Annotated in this window: 18 protein-coding genes and 5 pseudogenes; 16 read left to right on the top strand and 7 right to left on the bottom strand. The window is 60.0% G+C overall.

Annotation, left to right across the window (positions count from 1 at the left end):
* Positions 1-145: 145 nt before the first annotated feature.
* The 4 genes and pseudogenes from GNZ12_RS37750 to GNZ12_RS37765 form a co-directional block, all read left to right on the top strand.
* Positions 146-997 (top strand): annotated as a pseudogene (locus tag GNZ12_RS37750) (IS110 family RNA-guided transposase); the annotation flags it as partial.
* 1,071 nt (positions 998-2,068) lie between these two features.
* Positions 2,069-2,347, top strand: a complete 279-nt coding sequence (locus tag GNZ12_RS37755) for an HU family DNA-binding protein (RefSeq protein ID WP_172317291.1) — start codon at positions 2,069-2,071, stop codon at positions 2,345-2,347.
* A gap of 202 nt (positions 2,348-2,549) precedes the next feature.
* The gene (locus GNZ12_RS37760) at positions 2,550-2,756 is read left to right on the top strand and encodes a hypothetical protein (RefSeq protein ID WP_172317293.1); all 207 of its coding nucleotides are present in this window, start codon (positions 2,550-2,552) and stop codon (positions 2,754-2,756) included.
* A gap of 184 nt (positions 2,757-2,940) precedes the next feature.
* Positions 2,941-3,381, top strand: a complete 441-nt coding sequence (locus GNZ12_RS37765) for an SET domain-containing protein (protein ID WP_172317295.1) — start codon at positions 2,941-2,943, stop codon at positions 3,379-3,381.
* 584 nt (positions 3,382-3,965) lie between these two features.
* Here the strand turns inward: GNZ12_RS37765 and GNZ12_RS44765 are convergent.
* Positions 3,966-4,091, bottom strand: a pseudogene (locus GNZ12_RS44765) (beta-ketoacyl-ACP reductase); the annotation flags it as partial.
* 699 nt (positions 4,092-4,790) lie between these two features.
* On the bottom strand, positions 4,791-5,174 hold the full coding sequence (locus tag GNZ12_RS37770; RefSeq protein ID WP_172317297.1) for a hypothetical protein: 384 nt from the start codon (positions 5,172-5,174) through the stop codon (positions 4,791-4,793).
* Between the two features lie 242 nt (positions 5,175-5,416).
* Between GNZ12_RS37770 and GNZ12_RS37775 the strand changes: the two genes are divergently transcribed.
* The 5 genes and pseudogenes from GNZ12_RS37775 to GNZ12_RS45795 all read left to right on the top strand — a co-directional run.
* The gene (locus GNZ12_RS37775; RefSeq protein ID WP_172317299.1) at positions 5,417-5,869 is read left to right on the top strand and encodes an Hsp20/alpha crystallin family protein; all 453 of its coding nucleotides are present in this window, start codon (positions 5,417-5,419) and stop codon (positions 5,867-5,869) included.
* 24 nt (positions 5,870-5,893) lie between these two features.
* The gene (locus tag GNZ12_RS37780; protein WP_063499330.1) at positions 5,894-6,301 is read left to right on the top strand and encodes an Hsp20/alpha crystallin family protein; all 408 of its coding nucleotides are present in this window, start codon (positions 5,894-5,896) and stop codon (positions 6,299-6,301) included.
* Between the two features lie 133 nt (positions 6,302-6,434).
* Positions 6,435-6,998, top strand: coding sequence for an Hsp20/alpha crystallin family protein (locus GNZ12_RS37785; protein WP_172317323.1), 564 nt, complete (start codon positions 6,435-6,437; stop codon positions 6,996-6,998).
* Positions 6,999-7,237: 239 nt separating this feature from the next.
* Positions 7,238-7,525, top strand: a complete 288-nt coding sequence (locus GNZ12_RS37790; RefSeq protein WP_216673519.1) for a hypothetical protein — start codon at positions 7,238-7,240, stop codon at positions 7,523-7,525.
* Between the two features lie 764 nt (positions 7,526-8,289).
* A pseudogene (locus GNZ12_RS45795) lies at positions 8,290-8,523 on the top strand (Tn3 family transposase); the annotation flags it as partial.
* A gap of 223 nt (positions 8,524-8,746) precedes the next feature.
* Here the strand turns inward: GNZ12_RS45795 and GNZ12_RS37800 are convergent.
* The 4 genes and pseudogenes from GNZ12_RS37800 to GNZ12_RS37815 form a co-directional block, all read right to left on the bottom strand.
* Positions 8,747-9,574: an SDR family NAD(P)-dependent oxidoreductase gene (locus GNZ12_RS37800; RefSeq protein ID WP_235994013.1), complete on the bottom strand. Its 828-nt coding sequence runs from the start codon at positions 9,572-9,574 to the stop codon at positions 8,747-8,749.
* An 18-nt stretch (positions 9,575-9,592) separates the two neighbouring features.
* A complete protein-coding gene (locus GNZ12_RS37805; RefSeq protein ID WP_172317303.1) occupies positions 9,593-10,402 on the bottom strand; it encodes an alpha/beta fold hydrolase in 810 nt (269 codons plus the stop codon).
* A 24-nt stretch (positions 10,403-10,426) separates the two neighbouring features.
* Positions 10,427-11,932: a flavin-containing monooxygenase gene (locus GNZ12_RS37810; RefSeq protein ID WP_172317305.1), complete on the bottom strand. Its 1,506-nt coding sequence runs from the start codon at positions 11,930-11,932 to the stop codon at positions 10,427-10,429.
* Positions 11,933-11,987: 55 nt separating this feature from the next.
* A pseudogene (locus tag GNZ12_RS37815) lies at positions 11,988-12,164 on the bottom strand (long-chain fatty acid--CoA ligase); the annotation flags it as partial.
* A 297-nt stretch (positions 12,165-12,461) separates the two neighbouring features.
* On the opposite strand from GNZ12_RS37815, the pseudogene GNZ12_RS45680 reads away from it, so the two are divergent.
* Positions 12,462-12,776 (top strand): annotated as a pseudogene (locus GNZ12_RS45680) (AraC family transcriptional regulator ligand-binding domain-containing protein); the annotation flags it as partial.
* Between the two features lie 183 nt (positions 12,777-12,959).
* On the opposite strand, the gene GNZ12_RS37825 reads toward GNZ12_RS45680, so the two are convergent.
* Entirely contained in the window at positions 12,960-14,006 is a 1,047-nt protein-coding gene (locus GNZ12_RS37825) for an AraC family transcriptional regulator (RefSeq protein ID WP_172317307.1), read from the bottom strand.
* A gap of 792 nt (positions 14,007-14,798) precedes the next feature.
* Between GNZ12_RS37825 and GNZ12_RS37830 the strand changes: the two genes are divergently transcribed.
* The 6 genes from GNZ12_RS37830 to GNZ12_RS37855 form a co-directional block, all read left to right on the top strand.
* Positions 14,799-16,424: a 3-(methylthio)propionyl-CoA ligase gene (locus GNZ12_RS37830; protein WP_172317310.1), complete on the top strand. Its 1,626-nt coding sequence runs from the start codon at positions 14,799-14,801 to the stop codon at positions 16,422-16,424.
* An 83-nt stretch (positions 16,425-16,507) separates the two neighbouring features.
* Positions 16,508-17,638, top strand: coding sequence for a porin (locus GNZ12_RS37835; RefSeq protein ID WP_172317313.1), 1,131 nt, complete (start codon positions 16,508-16,510; stop codon positions 17,636-17,638).
* A gap of 89 nt (positions 17,639-17,727) precedes the next feature.
* Positions 17,728-17,928, top strand: coding sequence for a hypothetical protein (locus GNZ12_RS37840; protein WP_172317315.1), 201 nt, complete (start codon positions 17,728-17,730; stop codon positions 17,926-17,928).
* 173 nt (positions 17,929-18,101) lie between these two features.
* Complete coding sequence (locus tag GNZ12_RS37845; protein WP_268959089.1) at positions 18,102-20,507, top strand: arylsulfatase; 2,406 nt, start codon at positions 18,102-18,104, stop codon at positions 20,505-20,507.
* A gap of 47 nt (positions 20,508-20,554) precedes the next feature.
* On the top strand, positions 20,555-21,913 hold the full coding sequence (locus GNZ12_RS37850; RefSeq protein WP_328806126.1) for an anaerobic sulfatase maturase: 1,359 nt from the start codon (positions 20,555-20,557) through the stop codon (positions 21,911-21,913).
* A gap of 240 nt (positions 21,914-22,153) precedes the next feature.
* A partial coding sequence (locus tag GNZ12_RS37855) for a carboxypeptidase-like regulatory domain-containing protein (RefSeq protein WP_172317319.1) occupies positions 22,154-22,621 on the top strand: 468 nt, incomplete at its 3' end.

Here is a 22,621-nt window from a genome sequence, read left to right on the forward strand (position 1 = left end):
GAGGCTCGCGCATCCGGATGGGTCGCGCGGCGTGGTTTGCACTGCAGTTCACATTGGCACTTACGCCGCGCAATCCAATCCGCTCAATAACAAACCATGCATAATCCCGGGGCGTCCATAAAATGTCCTATAGAAATATTTCTATAGCACGTACAACTGGTACTGGCTTGTCGACGGCCTGCAGGCTGCCGGCTTCGTGGTCCATCTGGCCAACACCACGGCAATAAAAAAATATGATGGGCTCAAGCACAGCGGTGACGAGACCGACGCGCGCTACCTGGCCCACCTGCTGCGCCTGGGCATCCTGCCTACCGGCACCATCCTGCCGGCGAAGCACCGTGAGGTGCGTGACCTCGCCCGCAAACGCATGCAACTGGTGCGCAGCCGCACCAGCCACATCCTCGCCGTCGAGAACACAACGGCGCGTCAGTACGGCACGCGAATCACGAGCAATCAGGTCAAGAAACTGGACCAGGCCGCTGTCGACCAGCTGCATCTCCCAGACGACGTGGCGCTCGCGGTCCGCGCCAACGTCGCGGTCATCACGACGCTCTCCGCACAGATCGCCATCGTGGAAAAGCGTCTTCAGGAAAAGGTCGCGCCACACGCGGACTACGCCCTGCTGACCACGGTGCCCGGCATCGGCCAGACGCTCGCCACCGTGATCCTACTGGAAACCGGCACCATCGAACGTTTCGCCAGCGCTGGCAACTTCGCCTCCTACGCACGGTGCGTGGACAGCCAGCGCATGAGCAACGGCAAGAAGAAAGGCGAAGGCAATACCAGGAACGGAAATCCATACCTGAGCTGGGCATTCATCGAGGCGGCCAACTTCGCGATGCACTTTAGCGTCGAAGCCAGGCAGTTCTACGAGCGCAAGAAAGCCAGGACGAATTCAGTGATCGCACGCAAGGCCCTGGCCCACAAGCTCGCCCGTGCGTGTTTCCACATGCTGAAGGAGCGAAAGCCATTTGATGTGAGCCGCTGCTTCGCGTAAAAGTTACGACGGCGACCGGCAAGCCCTGATCGTTGACTGGCGAAAAGCCACCCAATTGAATGGGATGTTGTGCCGCCGTCCCCGATGTGCAGCAACGCGGATCGCCTGCAACGCGAGCCAGCTCTGGATTGGTGCCGACCTTCTGGCAACCACGACTATTGTGCGAGCCCAATGGACGCGTTGCGGCACCAAAGTTCTTCTGGGGTGGCAGAGCCACCAGGGCGACAGGCAACCGATGTACGCCGATCGCTTGAGCCTGATGGGTGTCTGGCGCGATCCGTCGCAGCCATGAATCGAAGAAACGGGTGCGCTCGGCTACTGCATTCGGTCAGTGCAATCGAAATCGGCTGCTCAGGCAGTCGAAGGTGTTGTTTGCTCACTTGACACCGGGCCCGCTAATGGGTGGGTGTCGACGATCCGAGCGACGGTGCCGATTGTCCGAAAGTGGCCGGCTTGCGCCTTAGCTGCAGAGAGTCTGATCAACGTTTATACCGCGACGGTTTCGCTGCAGCAGGACGGCCATCGACGGTATTGCGTTACAAAGTTAGTTGCAGCCGGGCAGCACAGTGGTAACAAATTTAGTTGACGAGGTGTGGCGCGCTGAGGCCTTTGTGGAAGCGCGGCCATGGGAAATGCTGCGCTGCACAACGGTAGTAACAACTTTGCTTGTGTGAGCGATGACGTCGCCGGATCGCACCTGGCGTGATGACGCGGTGCGCCGACGCGTGACCTGAGGACGCGGGACTGGATTGACATGGAGTGACCGCAGCCGCGAAGCGCGCGGCCACGCGCAATTGAAGACGTTGAAAACGCAGGGACGTGCTCGGCGGTCTGCGCCGGTCGACCCTCGGGGAACACTGGGCCTCCGGCGCAGAACCCGGGCGTTGACGATTCGCGGTCAGCGTCTTGGACCGTGCGCGAACCAGATTCCCCAGGCGACTTCACCCGCTGCGTGTCCGGCACGACAGGACGACGGGCCTGTCGCGGACCACATGCCGCTGCGTGCCGATTGCGCGAAGGCGTGCCGATCGGGTAGGGTGACGAGATTTCAACCACAACGAGGAAGTCACAATGAACAAGCAGGAACTGGTGGATGCAGTCGCCGCGAAGACCGGAGACAGCAAGGCCGCGACCGGCGAGACGATTGACGCGGTGATCGCGGCCATCACCGGCGCGCTGACGAAGGGAAAGACGGTGCAACTGATCGGCTTCGGCTCGTTTTCCACCGGTGCGCGTGCCGCGCGGGTCGGTCGCAACCCGGCCACCGGCGCCGAGATCCAGATCCCGGCTGCGAAGACGGTCAAGTTCACGGCGGGCAAGGCATTCAAGGATGCGGTGAACGGCGCCTGAGACCGGATGCGCGCCATCGGCCGGATTTCCGCCGATGGCGCGGCTGCCGGCAGGGTAGTCGGGACAGGTGCTGGCGGCAGCAACGGCACGGCGTGATCGGGCAAGGCCTGGACTTCGACCGGTCGGCCTGGTAGCATCAGTGCGAGATGCCGCCATGTACCGCGGCCCCTTCGATTCGCTGCATGTCTCTATCGATAGCCGTATGGAAAAGAAACGATCGCGGACCGGGCGCGAAATCTCCTGCCCAACGATCGGTGTGTTACTGCGCTACCGGACGCGCATCGTGCGCGTCATTGCGGAAGCACGCGGGCAACGCGCGATGATCGAATCGCTCGACACCACAGGCAGGACCTTCGTGAGCACGGTGAAGTGGGGCAGCCTGCATGAGCAGGGTAATCAGCTTTTCTGAAGCTGGATCTCTTCGCGGGCGATCGGTGGGTCATTCCGGGATACCTGCGGGTCAAATGCCTCGATTCTCCAGCTTCGATATGCCCGCCGGTGCCCGAACGTGGCAAGCGCGTGCTCATCCCATCACACTGGATGCGGAAATTTGCTGCTCGTATACTGGCGCTGACATCGGGAAAGGAAAGCGTATGCGGCGCGTGATTGTCCGGCGGTCTGCAGTTCACGGCAAAGGCGTGTTCGCCATTCGTCCGCTCGCGGCGGGTGAGCGCGTGCTCCAGTACAAGGGTGAAATAACGTCGTGGCGCAATGCGGTGCGGCGTCACCAGCGCGAAGGCATCGCAGGTCATACGTTTCTCTTCGGGCTGTCGGACGGGACCGTGATCGACGGGAGTCGCGGCGGCAATAGCGCGCGCTGGCTGAATCACGCCTGCGCCCCGAACTGCGAGACCATTGAAGACGCTGGGCGCATCTTCATCCACACGCTCCGGCCGATCGAGGCCGGTGAAGAACTGTTTATCGAGTATTTGCTGGCGACAGACGATCCTCTGGATGAAGACGTTCGGGCGCAGTACGCATGCCGGTGCGCCGCGGCGAACTGTCGTCACTCGATGCTGGCGGACGCTGCGTGAACAGGGTGGCGAAGGAGGTAGTGGGCAGCATCGCTATCCCGAAAAGCGTCGAGGGCTCGAAGCGGGAAGAATGATGGCTTTGTCCGGATCGGCGTGGGTGTGGTTTTCCATCTCGATGTGCTGAAGCCACCGTTGCCAAAGGGCGATGCATCCGACCGTGCTCCTGGCGCAAGCACGAGGAAACAGATGTCGCTGGAGCTCGACGATTGGTGGTGATGTCGATGCCAGCGCGTATCTCGACAGCTATAGAAGGGGAGTGGACTCAGGCAGAAGCGGACGTTCGCGCGAAAGAGAGCAGGGGGAGTGAGTCTACCGGAACTGCTGGACCAGCTTGAACTGGCACTGACGGGGATGCCGGCTCGCACGTCTGTCTGCCGGATGCTGTCGGATCTGAACCGGCGGCTCGGTTCAGCTACCGGGAAAACCGCTGCACGGCCCGGTCGATCTGCGTCGCCGCGGCGTTGGCGCCAGACCGCCGTCGAATCCTTGCCGCTGTTTTCTTGAGCGCAGCCCTATTGGTGGCCTATCGGTGGTGTTTCAAGGGAGAGGTTCCGCACCCACCACGGCCTACTGCAGATCGGTCGGGATGCAATTTCCGACGCCCCTCCGAGACGGCGTACCGGAATGCTCTGGACGATTGCATCCAATACTTCGGGACGTACCGCACGAACCATATCCATCCCGATGTATCTGGGGGAAACGGTATTCATCAGGGCGTCGCCGGCTGAACGCAGGTAAACGCCTGTCGCGTCCCGGACCTTGTTATGGTACGGCGGGGCCGACTGCCGTCAATAGATTGGAAACAGGAAATCGGGCGTCGGCGTAAACCGGATACCGGAATCCGGACAGAGGATGCGCCCCTTGACCGCGACCTACTGCCCCAGATAAGGCGGCAGAAGCGAACGCTCCAGTATGCCTGCCTTCCCATGGTCACGACCTTGTCGTTGCAGGGCGAGGTTGACGGTCGGTCCAGCCGGAGCGACGTATGTTCACCCGGCGCGTACTGCCCGTTGCCCCCCGGATCGTGCCAGTGATCCAAATGTCCTGTTGTGACGGCAGTGTTTTCAGGGGCGGCTCGGCGGCCACCGCAGCAGCAGCTGAGCCAACGGCCAGGACGGCCGACGCCAGCAGTGCGTGCGAGCGTTCTTTCATGATTCTGCTCCCATCCGGCTTGTGAACCGCCTGGTTTGCCAGAGGCTGGCTGCTTTGGGTCAGAGGCGGTTCACAGCACACCCGTCAGCCAGCCTTCCCGTTCTTATGCATCGCTTCGCGGGCTTTGGCGGGGTACGCGCTACGCTCGTCATGAACAGGATCTTCATTTTGGTCTCCTGTTTCCTGATGATTCAGGGTGTAGCCTCTGACCTGTTTCGTGGAGGCTGCTCCTGCGGCTAAGCGCAATCGCCCGAAGATCACTGGATTGGCGGCACCACGCCCAGTTTCTCGGCCAGCATGCGCTCATACACGCCGAAGTGCAGGTCGACTTCCTCCTGACTTACTGTCGTCACGATGATGTTCACCTGATCCGGCAGCAGGCCGAGCACCACCGCAATCGCCGCTTCCAGTTGCGGCGCACAAACGCGGTCTTCGGTCAGTGTCGTGCCGACAGCGATGTCGTAGGTTTGTTCGTGCTGGAAGACGATCTCGACCAGCCGCGCGCGGGCGCTCATGTTGTTGTCGATCGCGAGTTGCACGACCTCCGCCACGCTACGCATCAATTCCGTCGGAAAGCCTCTGGCCGAGCGCAGCCGGACGCGGTGTCTGCCAAGTGTGAGCCAGTCCGAATCGAATTCCATGGTGTCCTCCGGTTCCGTTGCAATGCACCGCGATAATAGGACTTGGCAGGCGATTTTCAAGACCGGAATTTCACCACCGCCCCTTGAATTTTTCTCCGTAGGTTCTATCTTTGATTTCGCTCAGGCAGATGCGCCGGTCATAACCGGTGCACTGCGTGTTTCGATTTGTTTGCCAGCGGCGTGGCAGGCGGACTGGAGCGCGTAGGCCCGTTCGCCTCCTCGCTGTATCGAAGGAGGATACGATGAGTGATCTCTTTTCCGGAACCGACCTGTTCAGTGAGTTTGACCGTCTGCAGCGGCAGATGGACAGCCTGTTCGGCGGCTTCCCGTCCAGCATCCGGTCGGGCCGCTTCGGGGCCTTTCCACAACTCAACATCGGTACCACCGAGGACTCTATCGAAATCGTCGCGTTCGCGCCGGGTCTGAAGCTGGCCGACCTCGACGTGTCGATCGACAAGGGCCTGCTGACCATCAGCGGTGAGCGCAAGCCTGCCCAGACCGGGAACGATGACAAAACCCGCGACGAAACTCGAACCTATGCACAGGAACGCTTCACCGGCAGTTTCCGGCGCGTGATCGAGTTGCCGCAGAATGCTGACCCCGACAGGGTGCAGGCGCGCTACACCAACGGCTGTCTGTCGATCAGCGTCGGCAAGCGCGAAGCGTCGAAGCCGCGGGCCATCATCGTCCAGTAACGTCAGTTATTCGAGGAGCAGGCCATGAACGACAGGACACAGGTTGCTGAACGCGACCAGAAAGCAGTAGCACGACGTGAGGGCGACCAGCCGGCACGACGGATGACGCTGACACCGGCCGTCGATGTATTCGAGGACAGCCAGGGCATCACGCTGTGGGCTGATCTGCCAGGCGTCACAAAGGACAAACTCGACGTGAAGGTGCACGACGGCAATCTCTATATCGAGGCCGAAGCGGTCGTGCCGACACCCGCCGGTCTGCGGCTGCAGCATGCCGAGATCCGTGAACCGCATTTCGCGCGCGCGTTCTCGCTGAGCCCGGACTTCGACACATCGAAGATCGATGCAAACCTGCAGGACGGCGTGCTGAAGCTGACGATTCCGCGACGCGACGAAGCACGCCCACGCCGGATCGAGGTGCAGACGAACTGAGCCCGGCAGAGCCGCAACGACGACAGGAGAAAAAACCGGTGGCGGCCGCGAGGTCGCCACCGCCCGGCTCGTCGAGGCGCAGATGCAGATCGTCACGCTTCGGTTCACTTGCCAGAGCGTCGAGGAGCTTAAAGTGAACACCGATCCTAAAAAGTGGAACCCTTTCAAATTTCTCCGCGGTTCAGGACGCAAGCCCGAGGCGGACAGTGCACAAAGCCCGCCGGACAGCGAACCGTCACGTGTCCCGTGGCCGGACATTACGCGACCTTTCCCCCGTGATCCGTGGCGTGCGATGGAGGATTTCTTTCATGATCCGTTCGCGGCGCGCGGCGCGCTCGAACGATGGTTTGGCGATTTCAGTTCATCGCGATTCCAGCCGCGCATCGACGTGGTTGACGAGGGAAAGATACTGCGCGTGACCGTCGAACTGCCAGGCATGGAGCGGGAGGACTTGACCGTTAGCGTCGAGGACGGAGCGTTGGTATTGCGTGGCAAAAAGAAGCAGGATGTGCACAGTGAGGAAGACGGCTGCTATCGACTTGAGCGCGCATATGGAGCCTTCACGCGCACAATCCCGATGCCGGAAAATGCCGATCCCGACCACGCGCTCGCAAAGTTTGACAACGGCGTCCTGACGTTGACGGTGCCGAAACAGGAGCAGCAGCGATCCACGAGCCGCCCGATTGATATTGGCTAACGTTGGCCGACGACTTGGCGATTGCGAGTTGAATCAATGGGAGTAGCCCGGGTGATTAGCTCAGCTGGAAGCTACGCTCAAAAAATGCGCGCCGGCCGCCGGTTCGCCAGGCGTGGCATCCGACCGGAAGATCGGCCACCGATGAACTTTTGACTGGGAAGGAGGCTTAGCGATTACCATCGGATGAATCCATGCTTTGTCATTTCGAATCCCGAATAGGCTAGGTATCGGAGGTAATCATGCAATGCGGGTACCGTGGGTGGATCATTGATGCGACTCCGGATTTCTCCCTTGGGAAGTACTTCGCACACGCGCGACTGGTCCGCGCTTCGAGTGACGATCAAGTTGACGTTGAAATGCACATCGAGCGTGATCTTTCCTACTTCGACACAGAGGACGAGGCGATCGAGGTTGCCCAACAATGGGCGTTCGCGTGGGTCTGCGAGCGCGGCGGCAGCGTCGATAGTATGCAGGGCGAGACGCTAACGTCCCGGAGCGGTGTTCCGGTCGAAACGCCATCCGGTTGAAATACCGGACGCGCCGCGCTCACACCGAATTATCTGCGTAGCTAGCGGAGCGGTGCTGGTGATTGGATTGACCTGGAAATTTCGGCCCATTCGGCGGGATGGGCCGCTTCTAACAGCAGCTGTTGGCGTCCGTTAATTCTGTTAGCGATGTCCACAGTATTTGCTAATGGGAGAGGAGCCGCAGGGCCCGCCAGGTAGGGCGACGAGGCAAGATTGCCAGTTCTGTCCTCCGTTGCGTTTTGGCAACGGGTGAGCAGGAGGATGTTCGTTAATCCTGCTAGCGCGTCCGGTGTGTTCTCTAATTCGGCTAATGTGGCTGCCGATCGACGCGACAGGTGCGCCAGCCACAGGCGGCGGCAAGCGAGATTGTCGAAGGTCAATTAATTCGATATTCGGGCGGTGCCAATCGGTTGATGTGAACGAAAACGCCATCCGGGGTGAGACTTTCTGATTTGAGTCGGATTCCTTATCAAGTGAGTGTTTCGACGTCAACAACCGAAGTATCGTGCTGCGCCTCGTTAGTCGTTCCGGGCAGAGCGTTCGTGTTCCGATGGAAAAGCCACGCTAGCAGAATTAACGGACGCCATTAGCGCCCTTATGGGCACCGCTAGCAGAATTAGCGATCTTCAACAGCAATTAAACCACGATAGCTGTATCGCACGAGCAATATAGTCAATGGCTGGAGCTTCGGTGGGATAGTGCGCTTGGACACCTGACAGCATGATATGCACCACGGCTTACGCGACAAGGTCGAATTCACGCGTCACCGTCACCGCCACTCGATGATGGCGGTCGCCTCGGCGCTGACGTTGCTGACCAATGCAGTCATTGCGTGGGATACGCAGCACATGCAACGCGCACTCGACACGATCGAGAAGCCCGGCAACCAGCCTGTGTTACCTGAACACCTGCGCAGCATCGCCCCGACGTCGCTGGAAGGTATTAATCTGCGCGGCACCTTCGATTTTTCGATCGCCGACTATGTGCATCGGCTTATTCGAGTCTCGTGGTGGGTGTGGCGTCACCTTCGCAGCGCACGGGCTGAACGTTCGTCGACGGCCCAGCCAGGCCGTCCTGCCGACCCGCAGGAGGTATTTCAACAGCCTGCTCTAACGATAACGTGGCCACAAAACAGCCATTCCCAGGTACGGAAAATCCTCAATGGCTAAATTTTGAGCTCTACGCAGTCGCGCACATCGAGCGCGTGACGTTGTTTCTGTATTACAAAAATCCCATCCTGCGTGAAGTAGCAATGGCGAACTTTCGATAGATCGACGGGAACAAGCGCTTCACATGATAGCTGGGGCGCGCCGACGTGCCGACCACGACCATATTACGTCCGCACATGACGCCGTCGACGATCGCGTCGGCAACCCGGTCGGGCGAGGTGCCCTGGTTTCGGTAATACTCCTGCAAACGCAGCTTCTGCGCCTCGGGCACCGATGGCGCGACGACGCCGGCACCCGTGGTGATGGCCGTGTTGATCGCACCTGGGCAGACCACGGTGACGCCGACGTTGGTATCTTCGAGTTCCATCGACAGCGCTTCGGAAAACCCCAGCACCGCAAACTTGCTTGCCGAATAGACCGCCAGCGTTGGCAGCGGCGCAAAGCCGTTGGCTGATGCAATGTTGACCACTCGGCGCACGCCGCCAGCCGCGATCATTTTTGGCAGGAACAGATAACAACCGCTGAGCACGCCTTTGACATTGACATCATACAAGCGCTGCCACGACTCGGGCGGACTGTTCAGGAAGTTCCCGCAATAGGCGATACCGGCATTGTTGACCAGCACGTCGACCGCGCCGACCCGGGCATGCACCTCGTCGGCGAATGCGCGCATTGCGTTGTCGTCACCGACGTTGGCCGGCAGCGCCAGGCAGGTGGCGCCGAGCGCGGCGATCTCAAATTCCACTTTGGCGAGATTGTCTTGATTGATGTCCGACAGCACCAGCCTGGCGCCGCGCCGTGCAAATGCCAATGCCGTGCTGCGGCCTATGCCGGAGCCGGCGCCGGTGATCAGGACATTCTTTCCTGCAAGATTTTTCATACTCATGTTCGCTGCTTTCTATAAGAAGGATGTGGCTAAAAAATCGATCAGGGCCAGATTGACTGCCTCCGGCTCTTCAATCGGCAGAAAGTGACCGGCGGCCGGTACCACGACCAGCCGCGAACCGGGTATCTTTGCGTGCAGGCGTTGGGCATGCGCCGGTGTGGTCTGGCTGTCCTTGTCGTTGCTACCCACCATGACCAGGGTCGGCACAGTGATACGGTGCAGTTCATGACTGAGGTCGTCGCGCGCATTCACTGCCATCGCCGTGCGCAAGAGGACGGCGACGTCATTGTCGAGGATGCGTTGTCGAATTTCCTGCCGTAACACGGCACGGGCAGGATCGGCCAGGAATTTGTCGCCGAGACAGATATCCATCACCTTGCCTGCAACCGGCCTGATGCCAAACCAGCGAACGACAAAAACCAGTATGCCGCTCATGCGAAGGTCATTGGCCGTCGGCGCTTCGGCGGAACTGCCAATCAGGGTGAGCGACTTGACCAGTGCGGGGTAGCGTAAAGCCAGCCGCAATGCGACGAAGCCGCCCATCGACTGCCCGACGATGTGACAAGCTTCGCCACCGAGCGCCTGGATCAGGTCGGCGATATCGTCGGTCTGCGTGTATAGGTCGCAGTCCGATACGGTGCTGCTGCGCCCGTGCCCGCGCAAATCCGCGCAGACGCAACGGTAACGGCTCTGCAAGGCGGCGACCTGGGCGTCGAACAGGTGCCGGTCCCACAGCATGCCGTGCAGAAAGACGATGGTCTCGGCGCCCGCGCCCTGGACTTCGTAGTGGAGTTGCCCGTCAGTGATCGGTATGCTTGCCATAGGGTTTCTCTCAGACGCGGTTCGCTATACGCCGTCGCTTGTCCGGCTACCTTCACCGGCAGGCTCGACGACGAAATGGCTGAAATTGGGGCGCAGCAGCCTGCGCCAGAAGCCGAACCCGGAATCGGGGGTATTGGTCACGATGCGACCGCTCTCATTCTTGAACCAGACGGGACAGTTGCCGGTCCAGACCATGCCCTGGAAACGCTGTTGCATCAGCTCGTTATAGTTGTGCTGCACGTCGCCCCGCACATCGATCGAACGCCAACGCTTGCGGCCGGCCTTACGGATGCAGCGCACGATATAGTTGACGTGGCGTTCGATGACAAACAACGCGGATTGATGGCCGAAGGCGCTATTCGGTCCGAGCACCGTGAACAGATTGGGGAAGCCGGCGGTGAAGAGGCCGAGATAGGCGGCCGGTTCCTGGCCCCAGACCTGCGCCAGCGTCTTGCCGTGTCGGCCGGTAATGGCGAAAGGCATGTCCCCGATATTCTTGAACCCGGTGGAATACACGAGCACGTCGGCGCGATGCCGGCTGCCGTCGGCGCAGATCACCTCATTTTCCGTCACCCCCGTGATCGCCGCGGTTTGCAAACTGACATGCGGCAGCAGGAAGCTAGGGTAATAGTCGTCGGACACCAGCACGCGCTTGCAGCCGACCTGGAAATTCGGCGTCAACTTCTGACGTAAAACCGGATCGCTGATGGTGCGGTTAAGGTTGGTCGTCGCCAGCCATGTCAGTGCCTTATGCATGATTCCGTCGGGATTTCTCAAAGCCGGGTAAATCAATTCCTGTGTCAGGAACAATTGCAGGCGGTGCAATCGCTGCGCGCCCGGCAGCCAGCGGAACAGGGCTTTGACGAGCGGCGAATAGGCGTGGTCTTTTCTTGGCAAGACCCAACTCGGCGTGCGCTGAAACACGGTGACCGATGCCGCGACCTTGGCCAACTGCGGAATCGCCTGAATACCGCTGGCGCCGTTGCCGATCACAGCGACATGCTTGCCTCGAAAATCGACATGCTCGTCCCAGCAGGCGGTATGCATGGTGGCGCCGGTGAATGCTTCGATGCCTTCGATGCGCGGATATTGCGGCAGCGACAGACCGCGTGTCATCGAGATCAAGTAGCGTGCGCGTACCTGTTTGCCGTTACGAAAATCCACTACCCATAGCGCGGCCTGCTCGTCATAAGTCGCGGCCACGACTTCCATCCCATAACTGATGAAGCCGGCCATGCCAAATTGTTCATGGCAGCGCAGTTGATAAGCCCAGATTTCCGGCCCCGGAGCGTAGCGGCGCGACCAATCCGGATTTGGCGCAAACGAGTAGGAATACAAATGCGAGGGGATATCGCAGCACAGGCCGGGATAACGGTTGTCGCGCCAGACTCCGCCCACTGCAGCGGCCTGTTCAAAAATCCGGAAACTGGTGATGCCGGCGCGCTTGAGCTGAATGCCGGCGCCCAGGCCGGTGAAGCCGGCGCCGACGATGGCCACTTCCAGTATATGGTCGCTGTGCTTACTCTCCACTTTGCTCGTTCCCTGGCCAGATCGAATGCCTGTTGATGACGCACATTTTGTATCCCGCTAGTGCATTAGCCATGCGCCGCGCGCGTTGCGCAAGATCGCGATAGCAATAGCGATAACGATGAATGTCTCCCTCGACACGCTTCGAGGCAATTTCCTGCACGCCGTGATGCCGCTCGGCGTGCGTCAGCAACGTCGAGACAAGCAACGGCTGCTGCATCATTAAGCCCTTCATCTGATATTCCCGATCAGTGGTTATAACCGTCATCATCCGCTGGCTCGCGGCGTCGAACGACATCCGGAGTCGACATCGGCAAGTCACTTCGAGACATGTCAGGGATATTCCTGAGGCGAGCCTGCCACCTCGCCCCTGTTCTCCCGACAGCCGGAGTTGGCCGGCACCGTTACGTGGTTGAGGGCTGCTCGGCGGCCGCCGACGCTGCTAGCGCCCGGCATGTGCCTGTACCGGTGCGATCTGCTGGGTTACACCGAGCCATCCGTGTTTTCGCGTAGCTGCAGGCGGTGGTTCGGCATGCGCCTGGCGGCACGCCAGGGCATCGACATTCTGGGTCCGTTGACCCTGGAAATACGCAATTGCCCAACGGTCGAGGACGCACTTGCCAGTGTCAGCAAATACGTTACCGCCATCCGGCCCGGCCTGGAGGTAACGACGGAAAGCGATCAGCGCACCGGTACAACGTTTGTGTGCATATCGTTAGTGACTGGCCATGCCGGCAATATTTCGCAGTTGCTGGAACTGACGATGAGCGTGGCCCAAAGCATACTGACGCTGCTCTCTGACGGGCAAGCCAAGGCGCTGCGGATTTCATTCGAGCACGGACGCGTTGCCCGCGCTCACGATTCCATTCGGCCCGGCCGCAATGATTATCGGCTACGGGTTTCTGACGCAGCACCAAGAAACGGTTTCGCAAGGGTCAGTGGATATGCCGGAGGATCTACCGGAGTTGCGAGGCAAGGCCGCGGTCAAGCGGGGGCATCGAAGGAGCCGCGAGGGGAATGCGGAGGTCGACTATGCCGCGAACGATTGTCCGTTGCTATTCAAGTATTCAGTTGGACTGACGCCGACCACGCGTCGAAACGCGCGCCTGAAATTACCCGTGTCGCTGAAGCCGAGCTTCAACGCCACTTGTCTGATCGTCACACCGGGGGTGCGGAGCAGTTCACAGGCGCGTTCAAACCGCACTTTGTCCGACAGGTCGCGAAATGCCAGGTCTTCCGACTTCAGATGGCGGTCTATCGTTCGCGCCGACACATTGAGGCGGCGTGCGAGATCTTCCAGCGTCACGTGCTCGCCCTCGGCTGCGCGCAGCACCATCTCCACGTATTCCCCCCAGCCAAAATGGCCAGTTGCGGGGCGCGTGCCCAGCAGGCTGCACTGCTCATCGACTTGCTGGACGACCTGCGCGTTGCCCATCGGCAGAGGTCTATCCAGCAGCTCGGCACCCATCACGACGCGCACGCCGGGCAACGCATTCTCGCAAAAATGAAAGCGTATGGGCGCCAGTGCCCGATAGCGTTGGACGTGTGCTGGTTCCGGCATCGACAGGTAAATATCAAAGGCCGGAAGGTCGGCGCCGAGCATCAGTCGCACCTGATTCTGAAGTGCGATCGCCAACGCTTCAAGGAGGAAACGCAGGGTCGCTTCGGGCATCGCGATCGTCGGCGTGTAGGTCGCTTCGCCTGGCGATCCGGGTCGACGCTGGTAGTGCAGAGCAAAGGTCTCTATCATCAAGTGGTGATGCCGGCTCGCCATGCACATTGCTTCGTGCGCGGTATGGCAACTGAGCAGTCCATAGCCAAGCAGGTCGTGCGAGTTCATCTTGACGAGCCGACCGAGCTCAAAACCGAGATCGTCCCGGCCCGTGAGTTCATGGGCTACCCGGACAAAGACATTCACCTCGGTCATTGACAGCGTGTTGTCGCGCCGATTGAAAGCTGTTTCATCGATCCCGGCGATGGACAGCAGGCGCGCCGCGTCTACGCCCTGCACACGCAGGGCGTTAAAAAGTAATACGAAATAACGCGCTGGAATACGCCTTTGCGATGCCGAAGTCATTTGTTGCTTCATCCCCATTATTGAAATGGTATTCGATGAATGCTGCTTGTGAAAGATTGGGGTGTCCCTGAGCAAGATGCTGTAGCGACATGGTCGACAAAATCGGGGAAATCCCTCGGTTTCCAGAAGTGATATGGGTATATCAGCTGCGGATATCGATTGGCGAGCCACAAGCGAAGATCATAGCCGGATAGTCAACGATGCGAACGAGTGTTTCCAGGTCGGGATGAATATTGGGTCGTGATGGTAGCGCTCGAAGACTTCGATCGCGCGTCATTCAGGGTTAACGGCAATCTCGTTCGCGCGCATGTTGCCAAACTACGGAGTCGCAAGTGAATACCGTGGATCGTCCGGTTGGTGCGCGAACTGGATGCTGCACAGTCTGGGTTCCAGGCAAGATTTGCATAAGCTGCAGTCCCGATTTGTTTTCCCCACCCGCGCCGGACACGCGCGCAACCGAGCTGGCGAGCAGCGGTCTCGCCGATGCTCGCTTCTCCGGTCGTCTACGTAACGCGCTTCTCTTGGAGATGCCGCTCCGCTCGCGCTCATACGTGTCAGCGCCGCACGTATATCCCCGACGCGATTTGCCCGCCCTGGCCGCCGAGCAGCCCTCAACCACGTATCGGTGCCGGCCAACTCCGGCTGCCGGGAGAACAGGGGCGAGGTGGCAGGCTCGTCTCAGGAATATCCCTGACATGTCTCGAAGTGACCTGCCGATGTCGACTCCGGATGTCGTTCGACGCCGCGAGCCCGCGGATGATGACGGTCATAGTCACTGACCGGGAATATCAGATGAAGGGCCTAATGATGCAGCAGCCGTTGCTTGTCTCGACGTTGCTGACGCACGCTGAGCGGCATCACGGCGAGCGGGAAATTGTCTCGAAGCGTGTCGAGGGAGACATTCATCGCTATCGCTATCGCGATCTTGCGCAACGCGCGCGGCGCATGGCCAATGCACTGGCGGGGCTTGGCGTACTCTCCGGCGACCGGGTCGCCACGCTGGCGTGGAACGGTTATCGGCACATGGAGCTGTACTACGCGGTATCCGGCTCGGGTGCCGTGTTGCATACGCTCAACCCGCGGCTGCACCTCGATCAGATCGTGTACATGATCGAACACGCAGAAGATCGCATCCTTTTCTTCGACGTCGATCTGCTGCCGGTCGTGCAGGCGATTGCCCCTCGTTTGACGAAACCGATGGTGTACGTGGCGATGACAGACCGCACACATGTGCCGCCTTGCGACTTGCCGGAGCCGGTGCTGTGCTACGAGGATCTGATTGACGCTTGCGACGACGACTTCGAATGGCCAGATCTCGACGAGAACGATGCCTCGTCGCTTTGTTATACCTCCGGCACGACAGGCAATCCGAAAGGTGTGCTGTACAGCCACCGTTCTACGGTGTTGCACACTTTCGCGACCGCGCTGCCTGACGCGCTGAGCTGCTCTGCATGGGACACGATCCTGCCAGTCGTGCCGATGTTCCACGTGAACGCGTGGGGCTTGCCGTATGTCGCCTGCATGGTTGGCGCAAAGCTGGTGTTCCCAGGTCCCTGGCTGAAGGGCGAATCGCTGTACGAATTGATCGAATCCGAAGGCGTCACGATGTCAGCCGGGGTGCCCACGGTCTGGCAGGGCCTGCTTGCGTACGTCAATGACCATCAGCACAGCTTCTCCTCGATGAGGCGCACGGTGATCGGCGGCGCTCCGTGCCCCCCGGCCATGATTGCGGAGTTCCAGGAAGTTCACTGCGTCGACGTTCTCCACGCGTGGGGCATGACCGAATTGAGTCCGCTGGGCACAGTCTGTTCGCTCAAGCCGTGTCAAATCTCGATGCCGCCCGATGAGCGGGTGGCGATACAGGCCAGGCAGGGCCGCGCTGTGTTCGGCATCGACATGAAGATCGTCGGGGACGACGGTCAGGAGATGCCTTGGGACAACGCCTCCACAGGCGAACTGATGGTGCGCGGACAATGGGTCGTCGATTCCTATTTCGGCAGTGCGGAAGCGCCAGTCCATCGTGATGGCTGGTTCCCGACCGGCGACATCGCGAAGATCGACTCCGACGGCTTCATGCAAATCACCGACCGCGCAAAGGACGTCATCAAATCAGGTGGCGAATGGATCAGTTCGATCGCCATCGAGAACGTCGCAAGCCAGCACCCGGACGTGGCCAGCGCCGTCTGCATCGGCGCGCGGCACCGCAAATGGGATGAGCGCCCGCTGCTCCTCATCGTGAAAAAGCCTGGCAGTGCGGTTGTCGGTGACGAGTTGCTGGCGTTCTTTGAAGGCAAGGTCGCCAGATGGGCCCGGCCGGACGCGGTCGTGTTCATCGACAGCGTGCCGCTCGGCGCCACAGGAAAGGTGTTGAAGAATAGGTTGCGTGATCAATTTCAGGACTACTTTTTGACGGCATAGTGCCACGCGACAACGTCTTCGATGCAGTTTCGAGCAGCAAGACTTGCAGTTCATATCAAGCAAAAACCAGTAGAGGAGACGAAATGAAGATGAAGTTGGTGGGTGCGGCGGCACTTCTGGCATTCGCAGGGGCCGCGCACGCGCAGTCCTCCGTGACGCTGTTCGGCGCAATCGATTCAGGCCTGCTGTATCAGAATAAGTCGGTTGCCGCGCCGATCCCAGGGGCGAAAAACCAGGGAAAAGTTTTTGCCTTCAACAACGGAGGGATCTACGCGAGCTTTTGGGGCATGAGAGGGACCGAGGATATTGGCGGCGGTTACGCGGTTAACTTCCGTCTGCAAAGTTCGTTCATGAACGGCAACGGGAAGGTAGGTCTTGGCGACACGGCCGGCGCAAACTCGATTTTCAACATGGTGTCGTCCGTCGGCCTCTCCGGTCCGTTTGGATCGGTCACCATGGGCCGGCAATTCGCGCCGATGGCGCTGGCTATGGCGGAGACCGACGTCCGTGGCGGCGACTACTTCGGCAGTATCTTCACCGCGTGGATCGGCATGAACCAGGCCGCGGGCTTCAACTTCGCCAGCACTAACGGGCCGATCGGCGCCTTGTACGACAGCAACGCGATCGTCTACCAGTCGCCCAATTTTTACGGTGCAAGCGCTTCGCTGGAATACGCTCCAGGAGGCGTGCCCGGCAGCTTCCAGGGCGGCACGCGAGAGTCGGCCGTCTTGAAGTACGCGAACTACGGGCTCCACCTCACGGCGCTCTACTACAACGGCCACGATACCAATCCCAGTCCTACAGCAACGACGCCGCCGACCGGAGTCAACAACAATCGCTTCGCCTATTTTGGCGCGCTGTACACGATTCACGATTTTTCCGTGTCCGCTTCGTATGCCAACGGCAAGAACCCGGCGCATTCGAATCTGGTGAACCTTGACATGTATTCGGCTGGCCTTGGATATCAGTTCACCCCTGCGTTTCAAGTCACAAGCGGCGTGTACTACCTGAAAGACCGGAACAACTCGGCCAACAAGTCCACCGAGGTCGCCGGGGGCGGCTACTACTCTCTGTCGAAATCGACGACGCTCTATGCTCAGGTGGGCTACGTCGATAACAAGGGGAATATGGGCACGATGATCAGCTACGGCCAGTTCGTGCCTGCGGGAACGTCAACTACCGCCGTGAACATCGGCATGCGTCACACGTTCTGACGTACGCAATGTCGCTTCGAAGTCGGGCGTGTGTGGTTGCACGTCCGACTGATGAGGCGAATGTTGGACGGAGCATCACGCAGAGCCGGATGGAACGATTCGCGCACTTTTATCGGACCAAGAGCGCACATCCGCGTCTGGTCGGCGAGTCGATCGTCGACGCCGTCCAGAGCGGCAAGTGCGTCGTGCTGGTAGGGCCGGCAGCCCGATCGATCTGTAACCTGCGCCGCATGTCCCGGTCGCTGCTCATGAAGGTCATGATCGTCGAGTCGAAGCAGATCTGGACCTGAGTGATGAACCTACGAAGATGAGCTGCGCGTGCTGAGGGCATTGCCGGACCGGCGTGCTGAATCGAAAGTGTTTTTGGAGATCAAGACGGATGAGTAACGCTGAACAAACGGAGAATCGGGCAATGAACGAGCGCTCTCCACGCAACTATCTCCCTCGTTTCAGCATGCTGTCGATGGGCGTGCTGGCTCTCGGCGGCAGTCTTACTGCGCAGGCTGGCGCCACGGGCGGCGAGTTGCCGTTTCCTCGCCCCCCCAGCGCGAGCGTGGCGGGCACATCGCTGGACAACTCGACGCACCATTGGCGGCAAGAGCCGTCGCATCTGCGTGCCGGCGCGCCGAATGTGCTTGTCATCATGCTCGACGATGCCGGCTTTGCCCAATCCGATGTGGTCGGTGGCGAAATTCACACCCCGACATTCGCCCGGATCGCGCAAACAGGCATCATGTACAACCGCTTTCACACCACCGCCATCAGCTCGGCGACGCGAGCCGCGTTGTTGACCGGCCGCAATCACCATCGCGTCGGCAATGGGAGCATCAGCGAATTGATGGCCGACTTCGACGGCTATACCGGCGTCATGCCCAGGAGTGCCGCCACGGTGGCGGAGGTGCTGAAGGACTATGGCTATAACACGGCGGCGTTCGGGAAATGGCATAACACCCCGCCTAGAGAAACCTCGCCGATGGGGCCGTTCGACCACTGGCCCACCAGCTACGGTTTCCAGCACTTCTATGGATTCCTCGGAGGCGAAAGCGACCAGTATCACCCACACCTGTACAGCGATACCACGCCCTTGCCGGTGCCGAACGATCCCAAATACCACTTGTCGGAAGACCTCGCCAGGCAGGCCGTCACCTGGCTTGATCAACATCAGGCCCTCGAGCCGAACAAGCCGTTTTTCATGTACTGGGCGCCGGGCGGCGTGCATGCCCCGCACCAGGTCTGGAAGGAATGGGCTGACAGGTACAAGGGCAAGTTCGACAGTGGGTGGGACGCGTATCGAGCGCGTGCCTTCGAACGGCAGAAACAGCTTGGCTGGATTCCAGCCGATACGAAGCAGACACCGCGGCCGGCCGATCTGCCGGCGTGGGACAGCCTGAGCCCGGAAGAGAAGAAGTTTCAGGCACGGCTGATGGAGGTTTATGCCGGGTTCCTGGAACACACGGATACCCAGGCGGGCAAGGTCGTTGACGAACTTGAACGGTTGGGCCTGCGGGACAACACGCTGATCTTCTACGTGTTCTCGGACAACGGCGCCTCGGCGGAGGGCATGCAAGGCTCGATCAACGAATTAATTGCGACAAACGGTATTCCGACTACGGTCCGTCAGCACATGGACGCGCTGAACAAGTACTACGGTGGCCTGGATGCGCTTGGCGGTCCGAAGCTCCACGAGCACTACAGCGCAGCCTGGGCATGGGCCAGCGAATCACCCTTTGTCGGCACCAAGCTGGTGGCGGGATATTTCGGAGGAACGCGGGTGCCCCTGGCCGTGTCCTGGCCCAAGGGGTTCCGGCACGATACCGTGGTGCGCAGCCAGTTTCTGCACGTCAACGACATCGCGCCCACCATCTACGACGTGGACGGGATTACCCCGCCCGAAGTCGTGAATGGCCGCAAGCAGGAACCGCTCGACGGAATGAGTTTCGCCGACAGTTTCACCCATGCCGATGCGCCGACCCACAAGAAGCACCAATACTTCGAGGTGCTCGGCAGTCGCGCCGAATACGCAGACGGTTGGATCGCTTCGGTCTTTGGGCCGCGTACACCCTGGAAAGCGGACTTTGCCGATTTGCTGACCCCGGCGGGAAAGCTGGCATTCCTGCTCGGCAAGCCTGCAATTGGGGACAAGCTCGGTTGGCTGAAGTGGAATCCCGACAAAGACAAATGGTCGCTGTTCGATCTTGCGAAGGATTATTCGCAGTCGACGGATGTGGCCGACGCGCATCCTGAAAAGCTGGCCGAACTGAAGAAGCTGTTTGACCAGGATGCCAGGGACAACCACGTCTACCCGATCGGAGCAGCGTTTTATGCCGTGCTCCATCCCAACGATCGCCCGGGCGACGACGGCAGGACGGACTTTCATTTCACTCCCGACATAGGCAGCCTCCCGGAGTTCGCCGCACCCAATATCCGTTCGCGCAATCACCGCGTGACTGTGGACGTGGACGTTCCACCTCAGGCCAATGGCGTGCTCTTTTCGCTCGGCGATACAGGCGGCGGCGTCGCGCTCTATGTGAAGGACGGTCACCTCGTGTACGAATACAACGGAGAGTCGCTGGTGCGCACGCGCATCCAGGCGCCGGAGAAGCTGCAGGCGGGACACAACGTCATCGAGATTGATTTCACGATGGCGGGCGGCGGGCGGGCGGCGGCAGCCGACGTCGCGTTGAGCGTCAATGGCAAGCTTGTTGCAAAAGGGCGCGTTCCCTACACGGTGCCGTTCGCGTTTAGCGCGAACGGAGCTTTCGAAGTCGGCGCGGATCATGGTTCGCCGGTGTCGCTGGACTTTTTCGACAAGACGCCTTTTGTCTTCAACGGCACGATTCATGACGTTCATATCCACTATACCGAGTAGGCTCGCAGCGTGACTCGATAGCGAATCGGCTGGCCGGCGCATGGACTGTGCGCTGGCCAGTTTGCCTGGTGTTCGGATGGCTGCGGCTACAAAGCCCAGCCATACGGGTACCACAGCGTGAAGGAAGCGAAATGCAAGAATTTACCGAATCTCCCCAAGGGCTGCATCTGATGGCCAAGCCCATTGGCCCGCTCTGCAATCTCGATTGCAGCTATTGCTTTTACCTGGAGAAGGAAAATCTGTTCCCGGCGCGCGAGCGCTTCCGGATGCCCGACCCGGTGCTCCGCAGCTACGTGCAGCGTTACATTGCGGCGCAGACGACACCCGAGGTGGAGTTCACGTGGCAAGGCGGGGAGCCAACGCTGATGGGGCTTGATTTCTTTGAGCGCGCCGTCGCTTACCAGCGCGAATTTGCCGGTGACAGGGCGATCCGCAACACCCTCCAGACCAACGGCACCTTGCTGGATGACACCTGGTGCGAGTTCCTTGCGCGTGAGCGCTTCCTGGTAGGGTTGAGCCTGGATGGGCCGCGCGAGGTGCACGATCTGTACCGGCCCGACAAGCAGGGCCGCTCGAGCTTCGACGATGTCATGGGTGGTCTCGCGTGCATGAAACGCCACGGAGTCGAGTTCAACGTTCTGGTGACGGTGGCACGCGACGTGGCTAAATACCCGCTCGAGATTTACCGTTTTATGAAAGAAAGCGGCGTGCGGCACCTACAGTTCAATCCCGTCGTGGAGCGGGCGCCGCGTCCACAGGAAATTCGCTTCGGCTTGTCCCATGCAATTCCCCCGAAGCTGTCTCGTCACGGACAAAGCGAGACGGACCCGGCCAGTGCCGTGACGGCTCAAAGCGTCGAGCCCGAAGCTTACGGCGATTTTTTGATCGCCATCTTCGACGAATGGGTTCGTAACGACGTCGGGCGAGTGCATGTAATGAACTTCGAGTGGGCGCTAGCCTCCTGGTGCCAGGTTCCGGCTGGCGTGTGCCTGTTTTCCCCACGCTGCGGCAAGGCCGCCATCGTGGAGCACAACGGCGACGTGTACTCGTGCGACCACTTCATGTATCCGCAATACAAGCTCGGAAACATACAGCACGACGATCCCGTGGCGATGATGACGTCGCCCGCCCAGCAGGCATTCGGTCTTGCAAAGGAGGAGTCGCTGCCGGACTATTGCCGAAAGTGCGACTACCGTTTCGCCTGTCATGGCGAATGTCCAAAGAATCGATTCATGGTGACACCGGACGGTGAGCCGGGCCTGAACTATCTATGCGCCGGCTACAAGAAATACTTCCGTCACGCGACGCAGTACATGAATGCGATGGCGAAGCTCCTGAGTCATGGTTTGCCGGCGTCGGCCATCATGCAGGCCTTCAGGGGGCCGTTGATCATTCCGCTCGATTGAAATGGCGTTATGTTGTCGATGATATTAACTAGACATCCTAACGAATCAAATTTTCCTTGCGTGTGACGCGTTATGTGTCAAACACGTCGCGGCCCGTTCATTCGGGATGGGAGTGGCAGTATGTCGATCACGGATATCGCCCCGTGGACCGGGACCCCGGATGATGGAGTGATCGCCGACGGAGCGCGCGAGTGGTTCGCCGCCATGTAATTCGATCACATAGGTTCACCGGAGTCTTTAATGATAAATAGACCCTCGAAACTGCTGTTCTGTCTACTGCTGTTGGGCGTCCAGGCTTTCAGCCTGAGCGCCAAAGCCGGGACACTTGCCGGCTCGGTCTCCAGTGGGGGCAAGCCCCTTGCCGGCACCATGGTCACGGTCTTCGACGCAGCCGGAAAGCGCCGCGATACGGTCTACACCGACCCGAATGGACACTACAGCATTACGGTCGACTTTGTCGGCAAATTGCAGATTCGCGCGCACACACCGTACTTCAAGGATGTCACTCAGAACATCGATCTGTCTTTGGATGCACAGAAACGCCTTGACTTCGTGCAGGAGCGTCATTCCGTTGCAGCCGAACTGTCGGAGAGTCTACCGGCCTCGGCGCACCTGAGCACACTGCCGTGGGCCAGTCAGGACTCGCGCGCCGCCTTCGTTAGTCAATGCAACTATTGTCACCAGGTGGGCAATGCGCTGACACGTACG

Source organism: Paraburkholderia solitsugae, assembly GCF_013177695.1.
Classification (GTDB): Bacteria; Pseudomonadota; Gammaproteobacteria; order Burkholderiales; family Burkholderiaceae; genus Paraburkholderia; species Paraburkholderia solitsugae.